The organism is Kitasatospora sp. NPDC092286, from assembly GCF_044755565.1.
Lineage (GTDB): Bacteria > Actinomycetota > Actinomycetes > Streptomycetales > Streptomycetaceae > Kitasatospora.
On the sequence record NZ_JBIVRD010000001.1, the window covers coordinates 115,854 to 130,293 of the forward strand.

Sequence of the window (14,440 nt, forward strand, 5' to 3'; positions counted from 1 at the left end):
GTCGAAGGACCACCGTCCGTGCTCTTCCTCTATGTCGTGCTGCTGGTGTGCTGCGCCGTCCTGCTGGTCGCGGGCATCGTCGAGCAGCGCCGGCACTTCGCCGCGCTGGAGCAGATCCCGACCCGGGTGCTGGTCAACGGCATCCGCGGCAAGAGCTCGATCACCCGGCTCTGCGCGGGCGCGCTGCGCGGCGGCGGCCTGGTGACCGTCGCCAAGACCACCGGCACCGCGGCCCGGTTCATCCACCCCGACGCGACCGAGGAGCCGGTCTACCGCAAGTTCGGCATCGCCAACGTGGTGGAGCAGATCGGCATCGTCCGCCGGGCCGCCACCTACCGGCCGCACGCCCTGGTGATCGAGTGCATGGCGGTGATGCCGGCCCTCCAGGAGGTCAACCAGACCAAGCTGATCCGCTCGACGATCGGCGTGCTCTGCAACGTCCGCGAGGACCACCTCGCCGAGATGGGCCCGACCCTGGACGACGTCGCGCGCTCGCTCTCCCGCTCGATGCCGGTCGGCGGTGTCTGCGTCACCGCCGAACAGGACCGCGTGCACATCCTGCGCGAGGAGGCGGCCCGGCGGAACTGCGAACTGATCGTGGTGGACCCGGAGTCCGTGACCGACGAGGAACTGCGCGGCTTCAGCTGGTTCACCTTCAAGGAGAACGTGGCCATCGCGCTCGCCGTCGCCGAACTCCTCGGCGTGGAACGGCAGACGGCACTGCAGGGGATGTGGCAGGCCCCGCCGGACCCGGGCGTGCTCTCCGTCGAGCGCTACCGCACGGACGACGGCAAGCGGCTGCGCTTCGCCAACGTCTTCGCGGCCAACGACCCCGAGTCCACCCTGATGAACGTCCGCCAGCTGGAGGGCCTCGGCGCGATCCACCGCCCGCTCCACGTGGTGATCAACTGCCGTCCGGACCGGGTGGAGCGCAACGGCCAGATGGGCCAGATCGTGCCGGACCTCGATCCGGACACGGTCTTCCTGATCGGCCACCCGACCAGGAGCGCCCGGGACGGCATCCCGGCCGGCTGGTCGGGGCGGGTGGTCGACCTCGGCGGCGACAAGCGGGACCCGGCCGCGCTGACCGACGAGCTGCTGACCGCGCTCGGCCCGGACTCCTCGCTGGTGGCGATCGGCAACATCCACGGCCAGGGCGAGCTGTTCCTGGAGGAGCTGGCCCGGCTGGCCCCGGACGAGGAGCCGGAGGACCACGGGACCGGGTACGAGCAGCACGGGTACGACCAGCACGGGCACGAGCAACACGGGCACGACCAGCACGGGCACGAGCAACACGGGCACGAGCAACACGGGCACGACCAGCACGGGCACGAGCAACACGGGCACGACCAGCACGGGTACGAGCAGCACGGGTACGAGCAACACGGGCACGACCAGCACGGGTACGAGCAGCACGGGTACGAGCAACACGGCTACGGCCAGTACGGGCACGACCAGTACGGCTACGCCGAGCCGCCGTACCAGGAGCACGCCCACCCGCGGCACGAGTACGCCGAGCCCGGGTACGCGCGGCACGACTACGCCGAGCCCGGCCGCCCCGAACCCGTCTACGTCCCCGAGCCGCTCCCCGACTCCTGGTTCGACCCGGCCCCCTCCCGCCAGCACATCCCCTTCCCCCACGGAGACCAGCAGTGATCCCCACCGAGCTCACCCCCGAGATCGCCGCCATCGGCATCGCGCTCGGCCTGGTCTTCTCCCTGGTCTGCTACCTGACCACCAACCTCTCCCCCGGCGGCATGATCACCCCCGGCTGGCTGGCCCTCACCCTCGTCGAGGACCTCCAGCGGGTGGCCATCGTGATCGGTGTCACCGTGCTGACCTACCTCGCCACCCGGGTCGTCCAGAAGCTGGTGATCCTCTACGGCAAGCGGCTGTTCGCCGCCGTGGTGCTGATCGGCGTGCTGCTCCAGGCCACCGTGATGCTGGTGCTCCAGCGCGAGCTGCCGACCATGTACGCCAACCAGACGCTCGGCTTCATCGTCCCCGGCCTGATCGCCTACCAGCTGGTCCGCCAGCCCCGGGCGGCCACCCTGATGGCCACCAGCACGGTGACGCTCGCCAACTACGTGGTGCTCACCGCCGGTGTCCTGCTCGGTGCCCTCCCCGGCACCTGATCGCGGCGCCCGATCCCGGCCCGACTCCGCCTTCTCTCCCCGCCCCCGCCGGAGGCCCCCATGCCCGTCACCCGGAAGTCCCTGCTCAGCGGCGGCCTGGCCGTCACCCTGCTGGCCACCAGTGGCTACCTCACCGTCCAGCTGCGGGACCGCGACCGACGGCCCGCCGAGGGCGGCACCGCCCCGCTGATCGCCGCCACCGCCGCGCCGGGCACCGCCCAGGCCGGCGCCGGGTACCGGTACGAGCGGCTGACCGGCCCGGACCGCACGGTGGTCCGCGACGCCCGCGGCGGCGTGGTCGCCACCCTGACCGACGGCGCCCGCACCGCCGCCCTGACCGGCCCGAGCCGCACCTTCGCCGAGCCGGGCACCACCACCGCCACCCTGGTCGGCGACACCTGGGTCCGGCTGATGCCGCAGCCGTGGAAGGCCGGCGCCGAGAGCGAGGGCTGGTTCCGCGGCTGGTTCCAGCAGTCGCTGGGCAGCAGCGCGGACGACGTGCTGGCGATCGCCGTGCAGTACCTCGCGGGCGCGCCCGGCGAGAAGGACGCCAAGGGCGTGCGCTACAAGGGGGACGCCTCGTTCGGCCCACTCAACCCCAACGGCTCGGCCGGCAACGACCTGCGGCTGGAGCAGACCGACTTCCTCGACTACCTCGGCACCCCGTACACCTTCGCCGACAAGGTCACCAAGCAGCCCGACAAGACCCGTTACGGCGCCTTCGACTGCTCCGGCTTCGTCCGCATGGTGTACGGGTACCGCTCCGGCTACCCGCTGCTCAGCAAGGACGTGGCCGGCCCCGGCCTGGCCCGCACCGCCAACGGCCTGGCCCGGTTCTCCCCCGGCGTCCCGGTCCTGCCGCTGACCACCGCGCCCGGCTCGGACGTCACCCTGCGGCCCGCCTCGATCGACCCGCTGCAACCCGGTGACCTGGTCTTCTTCGAGATCGACGCGCGCACCGGCGCCCGGCTCGACCACACCGGCATCTACCTCGGCCTGGACACCGACGGCCACCCGCGCTACATCTCCAGCCGGGAGGAGGCGGACGGCCCGACCTTCGGCGACAAGGGCGGCACCGCCCGGCTGGACGACAACGGCTTCTACGCGAAGGGGCTGCGCAGCGCCAAGCGGCTGTGAAGCGCCGGCCCCGCCTTCGCCCGCGCGCCCGTCCCGGCCCGCGGCGGTCCGGACGGAATGACCGGCGCCGGGCCCGAAAACCGCCACCGAGCTGTGTTTTCGGGTCAACCGGGTAACGATCCGGCATGCCGGGGCAGGATTTTCTACGCGCGTAGTCGATTCCCGTCTATTCTCGGACCTGTGAACGCATCTCCTCAGTCGGTCGTCTCCTCCGACCCCTACGCCGCCGCCCAGGCCGCCGCCGCGCGCCTGCGCGAGCTGACCGGTGCCGAGCGCCACGACGTCGCCCTGGTGATGGGCTCCGGCTGGGTGCCGGCCGCCGACGCCCTCGGCGAGACCGTGGCCGAGTTCCCCGTCACCGAGCTCCCCGGCTTCCCCGCCCCCGCCGTGGCCGGCCACGCCGGCACGATCCGCTCGGTGAAGATCGGCGACAAGCGCGCCCTGATCTTCCTCGGCCGCAACCACTACTACGAGGGCCACGGCGTGGCGACGGTCGTGCACGGCGTCCGCACCGCCGCCGCCGCCGGCTGCGGGATCATCGTGCTGACCAACGGCTGCGGCGGTCTGCGCGAGGGCTGGGTCCCCGGCCAGCCGGTCCTGATCAGCGACCACATCAACCTGACGGCGGACTCCCCGATCGTCGGCGCCAACTTCGTCGACCTGACGGACCTCTACTCCAAGCGGCTGCGCGACCTCTGCCGCGAGGTGGACTCCACCCTGGACGAGGCCGTCTACGTGCAGTTCCGCGGCCCGCACTACGAGACCCCGGCCGAGGTCCACATGGCCCGGGTGATCGGCGGCGAGCTGGTCGGCATGTCCACCACCCTGGAGGCCATCGCCGCCCGCGAGGCCGGCTCCGAGGTGCTCGGCATCTCGCTGGTCACCAACCTGGCCGCCGGCATCACCGGCGAGCCGCTCAACCACGCCGAGGTGCTGGAGGCCGGCAAGGCCTCCGCCGAGCGCATGGGCGCGCTGCTGGCGAAGGTCCTTGAGCGGATCTGACCCGGGTCTGGCGCACAATCATGAGCGACGGGGTCCGCGGGCGGCTGTGATCCGCTGATCACACCCACCCGCGGGCCCCGTCCGCGTGCGCGCCCCCTCCCCCTTGCCTACTTGCGGAACCCTCCGGCCGACAACCGACGCACTTCCCGATGGAGCTGCAGCCATGACGCAGGCAACCACCACCGACCTCCTCGCCCGGGCCCGGGCCTGGCTGGCCGAGGACCCCGACCGGCAGACCCGCGAGGAGCTGTCCGCCCTGCTGGCCCTGGCCGAGGGCCCGGACGCCGAGTCGGACAGCAAGCTCGCCTGGTCCCAGCTGGCCGAGCGGTTCTCCGGCCGGCTCCAGTTCGGCACCGCCGGCCTGCGCGGCGAGCTGGGCGCGGGCCCGATGCGGATGAACCGCGCCGTGGTGATCCGGGCCGCCGCCGGCCTGGTCGCGTACGTGCGGAAGCAGGGCCTGGGCGACCTCGTCGTCATCGGCTACGACGCCCGCCACAAGTCGTACGACTTCGCCCGCGACACCGCCGCCGTGGTGGTCGGCGCCGGTCTGCGCGCCGCGCTGCTGCCCCGCGCGCTGCCGACCCCGGTGCTCGCCTTCGCCGTCCGGCACCTGGGCGCGGCCGCCGGTGTCACCGTCACCGCGAGCCACAACCCGCCGCAGGACAACGGTTACAAGGTCTACCTGGGCGACGGCTCGCAGATCGTCCCGCCGGCCGACGCCGGGATCGCGGCCGAGATCGACGCGATCAGCGCGCTCACCGAGGTCCCGCGCGCCGAGGACGGCTGGGAGGTGCTCGGCGAGGACGTCGTCGAGGCGTACCTGGACCGGGCCGTCTCCATCGTGGACGGGCAGAGCCCGCGCGACCTGGATGTCGTCTACACCCCGATGCACGGTGTCGGCCGCGACACCCTGGTCGCCGCGTTCCGCCGGGCCGGCTTCCCCGCGCCCACCGTGGTCGCCGAACAGGCCGAGCCCGACCCGGACTTCCCCACCGTGGCCTTCCCCAACCCGGAGGAGCCGGGGGCGATGGACCTCGCCTTCCGCACCGCCGCCTCGGTCGGCCCGGACATCGTCATCGCCAACGACCCGGACGCCGACCGCTGCGCGGTGGCCGTCCCGGACAACGGCAACGGCGGCAACGGCCCCGGCTGGCGCATGCTGCGCGGCGACGACGTGGGCGCGCTGCTCGGCGCGGCACTGGTCGCCAAGAAGGCCACCGGCACCTTCGCCACCACCATCGTCTCCTCCACCCTGCTCGGCCGGATCGCCGAGGCGGCCGGCCTCGGCTACGCCGAGACGCTGACCGGCTTCAAGTGGATCGCCCGCGCCGACGGCCTGCGCTACGGCTACGAGGAGGCGCTCGGCTACTGCGTCGACCCGCAGGGCGTACGCGACAAGGACGGCATCACCGCCGCCCTGCTGGTCGCCGAACTGGCCGCCACCCTCAAGAAGTCCGGCCGCACCCTGGCCGACCTGCTGGACGACCTGGCGCTGGAGCACGGCCTGCACGCCACCGACCAGCTCTCCGTCCGGGTGCACGACCTCGCGCTGATCGCCGACGCCATGCAGCGCCTGCGCGACCAGCCGCCGACCGTGCTGGCCGGCCTGCGGGTCACCGGGGCCGACGACCTGACCGCCGGCTCCGCCGACCTGCCGCCCACCGACGGCCTGCGCTACCGCCTGGCCGGCGAGGGCGTCCGCTCGGCCCGGATCGTGGTCCGGCCGTCCGGCACCGAGCCCAAGCTGAAGTGCTATCTGGAGGTCGTCCTCCCGGTCGCCTCCGCCGCCGACCTGGCCGCCGCCCGCGAGCGCGCCGCCGGGCTGCTCGCCGCGATCAAGCGCGACCTGGCGGAGGCCGCGGGCATCGACGCCTGACCTCCCCGCACACGACGAAGGGGCCCGCCGTTCGGCGGGCCCCTTTCCGTTCTCCCGTGCTCTCTCCCGTGTTCGGACCGCGGTGCTCAGACCACGATCGCGACGACCAGCGCGACCAGGCCGGCCAGCGTCGGCGCGATGATCCACCAGCACCACCGCACGACCACCGGCCCGGCCGCGTCCGGCCGCGCCGCGTTCCGCTCGGCCTGCTCCTGCAGTACCCCGACCACCTGGTCCGACCAGGCCCGGCTCGGGTCCGGCGCGCCGGCGACCACCGAGGAGCCGGCACCCGGCCGGCCGAAGGCCACTCCCAGCCGGGACGGGTGCCGGTCGACACCGCCGCGCTGCTGGATCCGGTTGGCCCGCTTGCGCTGACGCAGCGACACCGGCACCGCCCACACCTGGTACTTGGCACCGCCCGCGAACAGTTCGACCGAGTACCCCGCCCGCAGCGCCTCCACCGACGCCCAGGGCGCCGTGATCGTCCGCAGCGGATTGCGCACCACCAGCCGCCGGTCGTTGGCCAGCACCGCGGGCCGCAGGGTGTAGGCGATCACCGGGAACGCGAACACCGGCACCGCCGCCAGCGACACGTACGGAGTCTTCCCCGTCCCGCTCAGCGCCGCGTCCCCGATCAGCCACCCGGCCACGGCCAGCAACAGCACACCGGAGATCACGCCGGGAATGGAGCGGTACACGCGGTCCGCGTACACGGGCTCCCCATCGGAGCCGGCCGAGCCCTGGTGAGGCTTGCCGTCGGAATCGGTCATGACCACGATTCTGCCCCATGCCCCCCGCGATCTACAGGGGTGGCGAACACCGTTCCGGACCACGGCCGGGCCACGGCCTCCGTCCGCCCCCGTTCGGGTGAGTCCGTCCGCGACCCGCCCCGCGCGGGGCACCGCGCACGGGACGATCCGTCCGCGACGACCGCACCCGACCACCCGCCCCCCGAAGAACCGACATGGCCACCCCATCGCGCCGGCACCGCTGGTTACTGGGCATCCGCGATGAACTGCAAGCCGGTACCCGCCCGTACGAGATCGAGGTCGAGCCGGAGGTGCGGCTCTGGCTGGAGACCCTGACCTCCGCCGAGTACGCGACGGCCCTGCGCTTCGCCGAGTTGCTCGCCGTGAAGGGCCGCGAGCTGACCGAGCCCTACGCCAAGCGGCTTGAGCACGGAGTCTGCGAACTCCGTCCCGGCCCGTACCGCATCACGTTCTGGCTCCCTGGGGACCGAAGGGCAGCGGTGCTGCTGACGGTCTTCCGCAAGCGCCGCGACAACGAGCGCCGGGAGAAGGACCGGGCGTACCAGGCGTACGCGGTCTGTGCGGCGCATCACCGGGCTCCCGGGGAGCATGATGTGTTCACCAGGAGCAGGAAGGGCGGCGAGTGATGCGCGGCAGTGACGTCCACGGCCGATGGGATCTGTCCGACGGCTGGGAGGACTCCCCCGAGTACGCGGCGGCGGGCTGGCGGATGGCGCTGGCGGGAGCGGTCCACGAGCAGCGCACCGCCCGGGGGTGGACGGAGGCCGAGCTGGCCGAGGCGTCCGGGCTGAGCGAGGAACTGGTGGAGCGGATCGAGTGCAGCGGCGTCGACCCGACCATGGACGTCCTCCAGGCGCTCGGCCGTGCCTTCGGCGCCGACGCGGCCCTCACGCTGGCCGAGCCCGACCCCGGTCTGCGGTTCGTCCCCCGCGCGGCCGCCTGAACTCTCGCGAACGCCTCTCCTCCGCTCGCCGAGGTCTCGGTCGCGCATCGAAAGGTGGGAGGCCTAGCGGTCGACTACGCGCGTAGATATGCTGGTCTGGTGACTATGTCCACTGTTGCAGCCAATGCCCTCCCGCAGCCTGGCGGCCGGGAGGTACTCCCAGGCGTTGCGGGCAGCGGCCTTCAGGACGTCGCGGCGTCCGAGGCCTCGCTCCGCCGCTTCCTGCACGGCCTGCCCGGCGTCGACCAGGTCGGCCTGGAGGCGCGTGCCGCCGCGCTCGGCACCCGCTCGATCAAGACCACGGCGAAGGCCTACGCCATCGACCTGGCCATCTCGATGATCGACCTGACCACGCTGGAGGGCGCGGACACGGTCGGCAAGGTGCGCGCCCTGTGCGCCAAGGGCCGGACCCCCGACCCGTCCGACCCGACCACGCCCCGCGTCGCCGCCATCTGTGTCTATCCGGACATGGTCGCCACCGCGAAGGCCGCGCTGCGGGGCACCGACATCCAGGTCGCCTCCGTCGCCACCGCCTTCCCCGCCGGGCGCGCCGCGCTCCCGGTGAAGCTCGCCGACACCGCCGACGCGGTCGCCGCGGGCGCCGACGAGATCGACATGGTGATCGACCGGGGCGCCTTCCTCTCCGGCCGCTACCTGGACGTCTTCCAGGAGATCACCGCCGTCAGGAAGGCGTGCGAGCGCCCCGACGGCACCTCCGCCCACCTCAAGGTGATCTTCGAGACCGGCGAGCTGCAGACGTACGACAACGTGCGCCGCGCCTCCTGGCTGGCCATGCTGGCCGGCGCCGACTTCATCAAGACCTCCACCGGCAAGGTCGCCGTCAACGCGACCCCGCCGGTCACCCTGCTGATGCTGGAGGCCGTCCGCGACTTCAAGGCGCAGACCGGTGTCCAGGTCGGCGTGAAGCCCGCCGGCGGCATCCGCACCACCAAGGACGCCATGAAGTACCTGGTGATGGTCAACGAGACCCTCGGCGACGACTGGCTGACCCCGCACTGGTTCCGCTTCGGCGCCTCCAGCCTGCTCAACGACCTGCTGATGCAGCGTCAGAAGCTGACCACCGGACGGTACTCCGGTCCTGACTACGTGACGGTGGACTGATCACCATGGCCAAGAAGAAGACCATCGAAGAGCCGGCGGCCCAGCAGCGCGGCGGCCTCTTCGCCTACGCCCCGGCGCCCGAGTCCCCCGCCGCCGCGGGCGACATCGCCACCTCCTACGGCCACTTCATCGGCGGCGAGTTCGTCGACTCCTCGGGCGGCGAGGCCCTGAAGACGGTCAACCCGGCCACCGAGCAGGTGCTCGCCGAGTTCGCCCGGGGCACCGACGAGGACGTGGACCGCGCGGTCGCCGCCGCCCGCCGGGCCTTCGCCGACTGGTCGGCGCTGCCGGGCAGCGAGCGCGCCAAGTACCTGTTCCGGATCGCCCGGATCATCCAGGAACGCAGCCGCGAGCTGGCCGTGCTGGAGTCGATCGACAACGGCAAGCCGATCCGCGAGACCCGCGACTTCGACATCCCGACCGTCGCCGCCTGGTTCTTCTACTACGCGGGCTGGGCCGACAAGCTGGACTACGCGGGCTTCGGCCCGAACCCGCGCCCGCTGGGCGTGGCCGGCCAGGTCATCCCGTGGAACTTCCCGCTGATGATGCTGGCGTGGAAGATCGCCCCGGCGCTGGCCACCGGCAACACGGTCGTCCTCAAGCCGGCCGAGACCACCCCGCTGACCGCGCTGCGCTTCGCCGAGATCTGCCGCCAGGCGGGCCTGCCGAAGGGCGTCGTCAACATCGTCACCGGCGACGGCCGCACCGGCGCCGCGCTCACCGCGCACCCGGACGTCAACAAGGTCGCCTTCACCGGTTCCACCCCGGTCGGCCGGGCGATCGCCAAGCAGCTGGCCGGCAGCCGCAAGAAGCTGTCGCTGGAGCTCGGCGGCAAGGCCGCCAACATCGTCTTCGACGACGCGCCGATCGACCAGGCGGTCGAGGGCATCGTCAACGGCATCTTCTTCAACCAGGGCCACGTCTGCTGCGCGGGCTCGCGCCTGCTGGTCCAGGAGTCGATCCAGGACGAGCTGCTGGACGCCCTGAAGCGCCGGATGTCCACCCTTCGGGTCGGCGACCCGCTGGACAAGAACACCGACATCGGCGCCATCAACTCGGCCGCCCAGCTGGCCCGGATCACCGAGCTGACCGACGCCGGCGAGGCCGAGGGCGCCGAGCGCTGGTCGCCCGAGTGCGAACTGCCCGGCACCGGCTTCTGGTTCAAGCCGACCGTCTTCACCGGCGTCAGCCAGGCCCACCGGATCGCCCAGGAGGAGATCTTCGGCCCGGTGCTGTCCGTGCTGACCTTCCGCACCCCCGCCGAGGCGGTCGAGAAGGCCAACAACACCCCGTACGGCCTCTCCGCCGGCATCTGGACGGAGAAGGGCTCGCGGATCCTCTGGACGGCGAGCCGGCTCAGGGCCGGTGTGGTCTGGGCCAACACCTTCAACAAGTTCGACCCGACCTCGCCGTTCGGCGGCTACAAGGAGTCGGGCTACGGCCGCGAGGGTGGCCGCCACGGTCTGGAGGCCTACCTCGATGTCTGACACCATCACGCGTCTTGACGTCCTCAAGACCTACAAGCTGTACGTCGGCGGGAAGTTCCCGCGCTCCGAGAGCGGGCGGGTGTACGAGGTGACGGACTCGAAGGGCGAGTGGCTGGCCAACGTCCCGCTCGGCACCCGCAAGGACGCCCGCGACGCCGTCGTGGCCGCCCGCGCGGCGGTCAAGGGCTGGGCCGGCACCACCGCGTACAACCGCGGTCAGGTGCTGTACCGGGTCGCCGAGATGCTCCAGGGCCGGCGCGAGCAGTTCGCCGCCGAGGTGGCGCTCTCCGAGGGCATCGGCCCGAAGAAGGCCGCCGCACTGGTGGACGCCACGATCGACCGCTGGGTCTGGTACGCGGGCTGGACGGACAAGGTCGCCCAGATCGCGGGCGGCGCCAACCCCGTCGCCGGCCCGTTCTTCAACCTCTCCACCCCGGAGCCGACCGGCGTGGTCGGGATCGTCGCCCCGCAGGCCGGGTACGGGCACTCGCTGCTCGGCCTGGTCTCGGTGATCGCGCCCGCCATCGCCACCGGCAACACCGTGGTCGTCGCGGCCGCCGCCGACGCCCCGCTGCCGGCCCTCTCACTGGGCGAGGTGCTGGCCACCTCGGACGTCCCCGGCGGTGTGGTCAACATCATCTCCGGCCGCACCACCGACATCGCCCCCACCCTGGCCTCGCACCAGGACGTCAACGCACTGGACCTCACCGGGGCCATTGCCGCCGACGGTCCCGGCGCGGCGGCGGCGCTGGAGGCGGCCGCCGCGGATACCCTGAAGCGGGTAGTCCGTCCGGAGCTGGACCCGTTCGCCCAGGACTGGACCAGTACGCCCGGTACGGACCGGCTACTCTCGTTCCTGGAGACGAAGACGGTCTGGCACCCGATGGGGATCTGACCGCCCCGTCACCGAGTAACAACTCCACAGACTGGCCGTCCCCAGTGCCCTCTCCCCCCCAGGGCCCGGACGGTCATTGGACGGACCCGCGCCTCTCCCCCCCTGGCGCGGGTCCGTCGACTTTCACCCCCGTCGGCTCTCACCGCCCGCCCTGGTCGCACCCGCACCGCGCCGACGGCGCCGGAAGCCGAAAGCGCCGGAAGCAGGTGCCGTCCGCCCGGTTTCGGCATCGGGCCGGGATGCGTCAGACTGGTGTCCCGTGAGTGACTCCCCGCTGAACCCTGTGCCGATAGCCGCCGCCCGGGTGGTCCTGCTCTCCGGGCCCTCCGGATCGGGGAAGTCCTCGCTCGCCGGGCGCAGCGGTCTGCCGGTGCTTCAGCTCGACGACTTCTACAAGGACGGGGACGACCCCACCCTCCCGCTGCTGCCCGACGGCGCGGTCGACTGGGACTCCCCGCTCGCCTGGCACCGTGAGCAGGCCGTCGCCGCCATCCGCAGCCTGCACCGGACCGGCCGGGCCGACGTCCCGGTGTACTCGATCCCGGACAACGGCCGGGTCTCCACCCGGGTCCTGGACCTGGCCGGCGCCCCCGCGTTCATCGCCGAGGGCATCTTCGCCGCCGAGATCACCTCCGACTGCGCCGCCGAGGACCTGCTCGGCGACGCCCTCTGCCTGCGCAACGGCGCGTTCACCACCGCCTGGCGCCGACTGCGCCGGGACGTCCGCGAGGGCCGCAAGTCGCTGCCCGTGCTGCTGCGCCGCGGCTGGCGCCTGCTGCGCGCCGAGCGCTCCATCGTCGGCCGCCAGGTCGGGCTGGGCGCCCACCCCTGCGCCGGCCCGGAGGCCGCCCGCCGGATCCGCACCGCGGCCGGGCCCCGGGAGCTCAGCCCCTCCCGGTAGGGCCCGGCCCGCCCGCGCGACAACGGCCCCGGACACAACGGAACGGCGGGCCCGGTGCGTCTCCCCCGCACCGGGCCCGCCGCCTTCCCTCGGACAACCGCCGGGCTCCCCCCGTGGCGCCGCTCCCCCGAGCCGGCGCCACCGGCCCGTGGCCGTCCTTACCCGTCCCCCGACGGGAGTTCCCTCCTCCGCGGGCGCGGAGGCCCTCGCCCGCGCGGCCGCGGCCGCTACGCGACCAGCTCGCCGAACGCCCGGACGGTGTCGCCCGACTTGTTCAGGTGCTCGTCGTCGCGCAGCCGGCGCAGCGCGCGCCAGATGCTGCTCTTGACCGTGCCGACGCTGATGTTGAGCACATCGGCGATCTCCGGGTCGGTCTTGCCCTCGTAGTACCGCAGCACCAGCATGGTCCGCTGGTTCTCCGGCAGCTTCGCCAGCGCCTGCCAGAGCACGGCCCGCAGTTCGGTGCCGCCCATCGCGTCGGTGTCGCCGACCGTCTCCGGCAGCTCCTCGGTCGGGTACTCGTTGACCTTGCGGCGCCGCCAGGCGGAGATGTGCAGGTTGGTCATGGTGCGGCGGAGGTAGCCCCCGACCGCGGCCTTGTCGGTGATCCGGCCCCAGGCCCGGTAGGTGCTGAAGAGCGCGCTCTGCAGCAGGTCCTCGGCCTCGTAGCGGTCACCGGTGAGGTGGTACGCCGTGGCGTACAGGGAGGCGCGGCGCTCGCGCACGTACGCGGTGAACTCCGTGATGTGGTCCTCCGCGACGGCCGGGTGCTCCCCCTGCGCGCCTCCCTGCCCGGCCTCGGCGGTGCGGCCGGCCGCGGGGGACAACCGCAGCAGCGTCGCACCGGCGGCCTCGCGGCCGGCCGACTCCCCCGGGCCGACCTTCCGCAGACCGCTTCCCCCGTCGCCCCTGAGGGCGTCCTTGCCCTCGACGCGGACGGGGAGGATCCCCCGCAGCGTGAGGGTTCCGGCGGAGTCGGCCGCACTCCCCGTCCGGCCGATCCCGTACAGCTCCCCCGGCCTGCCGCCGCCGCTCACCCGGCGGACGACAGCGTTCCCACCGGTGCTGTGCGCGCATCCCCGTACGGTCACGGCACCCGAGGTCTCGTCGGTCCTGGCCTCGTACCGGGTCCGCGGGGTGGTCGCTGACGAACGCGCGGTGCGGACAGCCGGGTTGGTCCGGGTCTGAAGCATGGCGTTCATCGTGCGCCCCCTGGGTCGGTACGAGCGGTTCCTGTTGCCGCCGTTCAACCGGCCGGTTGGCCCGCTGTCCTGCGGCGACATGGAAAATCCTGCCCGCCGGTTGTGATGGCGCTGTCCGCCGACTGTCACAGGGGTGTCACAGGGGTGGGGCGTTCGCCCGCGCACGCCCTCCCGCCGTACCGGACGCCGACGGGGCGCCCGCCGGTTCCGCCGGACCGGTGCCCGACGCCGGGGGGTGATTCGGCGCCCCGGGTGAGCCAGAATGAGGCCGTGCCTTTCCTCCTTCTGATCGAGGACGACGACGCCATCCGCACCGGCCTCGAACTCGCCCTCACCCGCCAGGGCCACCGCGTGGCCACCGCCGCCTCCGGCGAGGACGGTCTGCGGCTCTTCAAGGAGCAGCGGCCGGACCTGATCGTGCTGGACGTGATGCTGCCCGGAATCGACGGTTTCGAGGTCTGCCGCCGCATCCGGCGGACCGACCAGCTGCCGATCATCCTGCTCACCGCCCGCTCCGACGACATCGACGTGGTGGTCGGCCTGGAGTCCGGCGCGGACGACTACGTCGTCAAGCCGGTGCAGCCACGCGTCCTGGACGCCCGGATCCGGGCCGTGCTGCGGCGCGGCGAGCGCGAGAGCTCGGACTCCTCCGCGTACGGCACCGTGGTGATCGACCGCGCGGCGATGACCGTCACCAAGGACGGCGAGGACCTCCAGCTCACCCCGACCGAGCTGCGGCTGCTGCTGGAGCTCAGCCGCCGCCCCGGGCAGGCGCTCTCCCGCCAGCAGTTGCTGCGGCTGGTCTGGGAGCACGACTACCTCGGCGACTCCCGCCTGGTGGACGCGTGCGTGCAGCGGCTGCGGGCCAAGGTCGAGGACGTCCCCTCGGCACCGACGCTGATCCGCACGGTGCGCGGGGTCGGCTACCGTCTGGACCCGCCGGCCTGACCCCCGCGCTCCTGACCCCCGC

14 protein-coding genes are annotated in these 14,440 nt (G+C 73.0%); 12 read left to right on the forward strand and 2 right to left on the reverse strand.

Annotated features, from left to right (window positions below):
- Nucleotides 1-18 precede the first annotated feature (18 nt).
- The 5 genes from pgsB to ACIQIB_RS00600 all read left to right on the forward strand — a co-directional run bounded on the left by pgsB (nucleotide 19) and on the right by ACIQIB_RS00600 (nucleotide 6,150).
- On the forward strand, nucleotides 19-1,656 hold the full coding sequence (pgsB, locus tag ACIQIB_RS00580) for a poly-gamma-glutamate synthase PgsB (RefSeq protein WP_400756104.1): 1,638 nt from the start codon (nucleotides 19-21) through the stop codon (nucleotides 1,654-1,656).
- Nucleotides 1,653-2,135 (forward strand): poly-gamma-glutamate biosynthesis protein PgsC/CapC, encoded by a 483-nt coding sequence (locus ACIQIB_RS00585; RefSeq protein ID WP_363605660.1) that lies wholly within the window; start codon nucleotides 1,653-1,655, stop codon nucleotides 2,133-2,135. The genes pgsB and ACIQIB_RS00585 overlap by 4 nt, the downstream gene beginning before the upstream one ends.
- A 60-nt stretch (nucleotides 2,136-2,195) precedes the next feature.
- Nucleotides 2,196-3,272, forward strand: a complete 1,077-nt coding sequence (locus tag ACIQIB_RS00590) for an NlpC/P60 family protein (RefSeq protein WP_400756106.1) — start codon at nucleotides 2,196-2,198, stop codon at nucleotides 3,270-3,272.
- A 180-nt stretch (nucleotides 3,273-3,452) separates the two neighbouring features.
- Nucleotides 3,453-4,274, forward strand: coding sequence for a purine-nucleoside phosphorylase (locus ACIQIB_RS00595; protein ID WP_363605656.1), 822 nt, complete (start codon nucleotides 3,453-3,455; stop codon nucleotides 4,272-4,274).
- A 163-nt stretch (nucleotides 4,275-4,437) separates the two neighbouring features.
- The gene (locus ACIQIB_RS00600; protein ID WP_363605654.1) at nucleotides 4,438-6,150 is read left to right on the forward strand and encodes a phospho-sugar mutase; all 1,713 of its coding nucleotides are present in this window, start codon (nucleotides 4,438-4,440) and stop codon (nucleotides 6,148-6,150) included.
- A gap of 86 nt (nucleotides 6,151-6,236) precedes the next feature.
- On the opposite strand, the gene ACIQIB_RS00605 is transcribed toward ACIQIB_RS00600, so the two are convergent.
- Nucleotides 6,237-6,920 (reverse strand): PH domain-containing protein, encoded by a 684-nt coding sequence (locus ACIQIB_RS00605; RefSeq protein WP_400756108.1) that lies wholly within the window; start codon nucleotides 6,918-6,920, stop codon nucleotides 6,237-6,239.
- A 194-nt stretch (nucleotides 6,921-7,114) separates the two neighbouring features.
- Here ACIQIB_RS00605 and ACIQIB_RS00610 point away from each other — a divergent pair, with 194 nt between their 5' ends.
- The 6 genes from ACIQIB_RS00610 (at nucleotide 7,115) to ACIQIB_RS00635 (ending at nucleotide 12,268) form a co-directional block, all read left to right on the forward strand.
- A complete protein-coding gene (locus tag ACIQIB_RS00610) occupies nucleotides 7,115-7,546 on the forward strand; it encodes a type II toxin-antitoxin system RelE/ParE family toxin (protein WP_400756109.1) in 432 nt (143 codons plus the stop codon).
- Nucleotides 7,546-7,863 (forward strand): helix-turn-helix transcriptional regulator, encoded by a 318-nt coding sequence (locus ACIQIB_RS00615; RefSeq protein WP_363605648.1) that lies wholly within the window; start codon nucleotides 7,546-7,548, stop codon nucleotides 7,861-7,863. The genes ACIQIB_RS00610 and ACIQIB_RS00615 overlap by 1 nt, the downstream gene beginning before the upstream one ends.
- A gap of 105 nt (nucleotides 7,864-7,968) precedes the next feature.
- Entirely contained in the window at nucleotides 7,969-8,985 is a 1,017-nt protein-coding gene (gene deoC / locus ACIQIB_RS00620) for a deoxyribose-phosphate aldolase (RefSeq protein WP_363605647.1), read from the forward strand.
- 5 nt (nucleotides 8,986-8,990) lie between these two features.
- The gene (locus tag ACIQIB_RS00625; RefSeq protein ID WP_363605646.1) at nucleotides 8,991-10,472 is read left to right on the forward strand and encodes an aldehyde dehydrogenase family protein; all 1,482 of its coding nucleotides are present in this window, start codon (nucleotides 8,991-8,993) and stop codon (nucleotides 10,470-10,472) included.
- Nucleotides 10,465-11,367, forward strand: coding sequence for an aldehyde dehydrogenase family protein (locus ACIQIB_RS00630; protein ID WP_363605645.1), 903 nt, complete (start codon nucleotides 10,465-10,467; stop codon nucleotides 11,365-11,367). Before ACIQIB_RS00625 ends, ACIQIB_RS00630 begins: the two co-directional genes overlap by 8 nt.
- Nucleotides 11,368-11,626: 259 nt before the next feature.
- Complete coding sequence (locus ACIQIB_RS00635) at nucleotides 11,627-12,268, forward strand: ATP-binding protein (RefSeq protein ID WP_363605644.1); 642 nt, start codon at nucleotides 11,627-11,629, stop codon at nucleotides 12,266-12,268.
- A gap of 227 nt (nucleotides 12,269-12,495) precedes the next feature.
- On the opposite strand, the gene ACIQIB_RS00640 is transcribed toward ACIQIB_RS00635, so the two are convergent.
- On the reverse strand, nucleotides 12,496-13,470 hold the full coding sequence (locus ACIQIB_RS00640) for a SigE family RNA polymerase sigma factor (protein WP_400756111.1): 975 nt from the start codon (nucleotides 13,468-13,470) through the stop codon (nucleotides 12,496-12,498).
- Between the two features lie 270 nt (nucleotides 13,471-13,740).
- Here ACIQIB_RS00640 and ACIQIB_RS00645 point away from each other — a divergent pair, with 270 nt between their 5' ends.
- Nucleotides 13,741-14,418: a response regulator transcription factor gene (locus ACIQIB_RS00645; protein ID WP_363605641.1), complete on the forward strand. Its 678-nt coding sequence runs from the start codon at nucleotides 13,741-13,743 to the stop codon at nucleotides 14,416-14,418.
- Nucleotides 14,419-14,440 lie beyond the last annotated feature (22 nt).

What these genes read in the sequence shown, in the direction of transcription:
- ACIQIB_RS00600 (WP_363605654.1), top strand. Translation starts at nt 4,438, where the DNA reads ATGACGCAGGCAACCACCACCGACCTCCTCGCCCGGGCCCGGGCCTGG.
- ACIQIB_RS00590 (WP_400756106.1), top strand. Translation starts at nt 2,196, where the DNA reads ATGCCCGTCACCCGGAAGTCCCTGCTCAGCGGCGGCCTGGCCGTCACC.
- ACIQIB_RS00625 (WP_363605646.1), top strand. Translation starts at nt 8,991, where the DNA reads ATGGCCAAGAAGAAGACCATCGAAGAGCCGGCGGCCCAGCAGCGCGGC.
- ACIQIB_RS00630 (WP_363605645.1), top strand. Translation starts at nt 10,465, where the DNA reads ATGTCTGACACCATCACGCGTCTTGACGTCCTCAAGACCTACAAGCTG.
- ACIQIB_RS00605 (WP_400756108.1), bottom strand. Translation starts at nt 6,920, where the DNA reads ATGACCGATTCCGACGGCAAGCCTCACCAGGGCTCGGCCGGCTCCGAT.
- deoC (WP_363605647.1), top strand. Translation starts at nt 7,969, where the DNA reads ATGTCCACTGTTGCAGCCAATGCCCTCCCGCAGCCTGGCGGCCGGGAG.
- ACIQIB_RS00615 (WP_363605648.1), top strand. Translation starts at nt 7,546, where the DNA reads ATGCGCGGCAGTGACGTCCACGGCCGATGGGATCTGTCCGACGGCTGG.
- ACIQIB_RS00640 (WP_400756111.1), bottom strand. Translation starts at nt 13,470, where the DNA reads ATGAACGCCATGCTTCAGACCCGGACCAACCCGGCTGTCCGCACCGCG.
- ACIQIB_RS00610 (WP_400756109.1), top strand. Translation starts at nt 7,115, where the DNA reads ATGGCCACCCCATCGCGCCGGCACCGCTGGTTACTGGGCATCCGCGAT.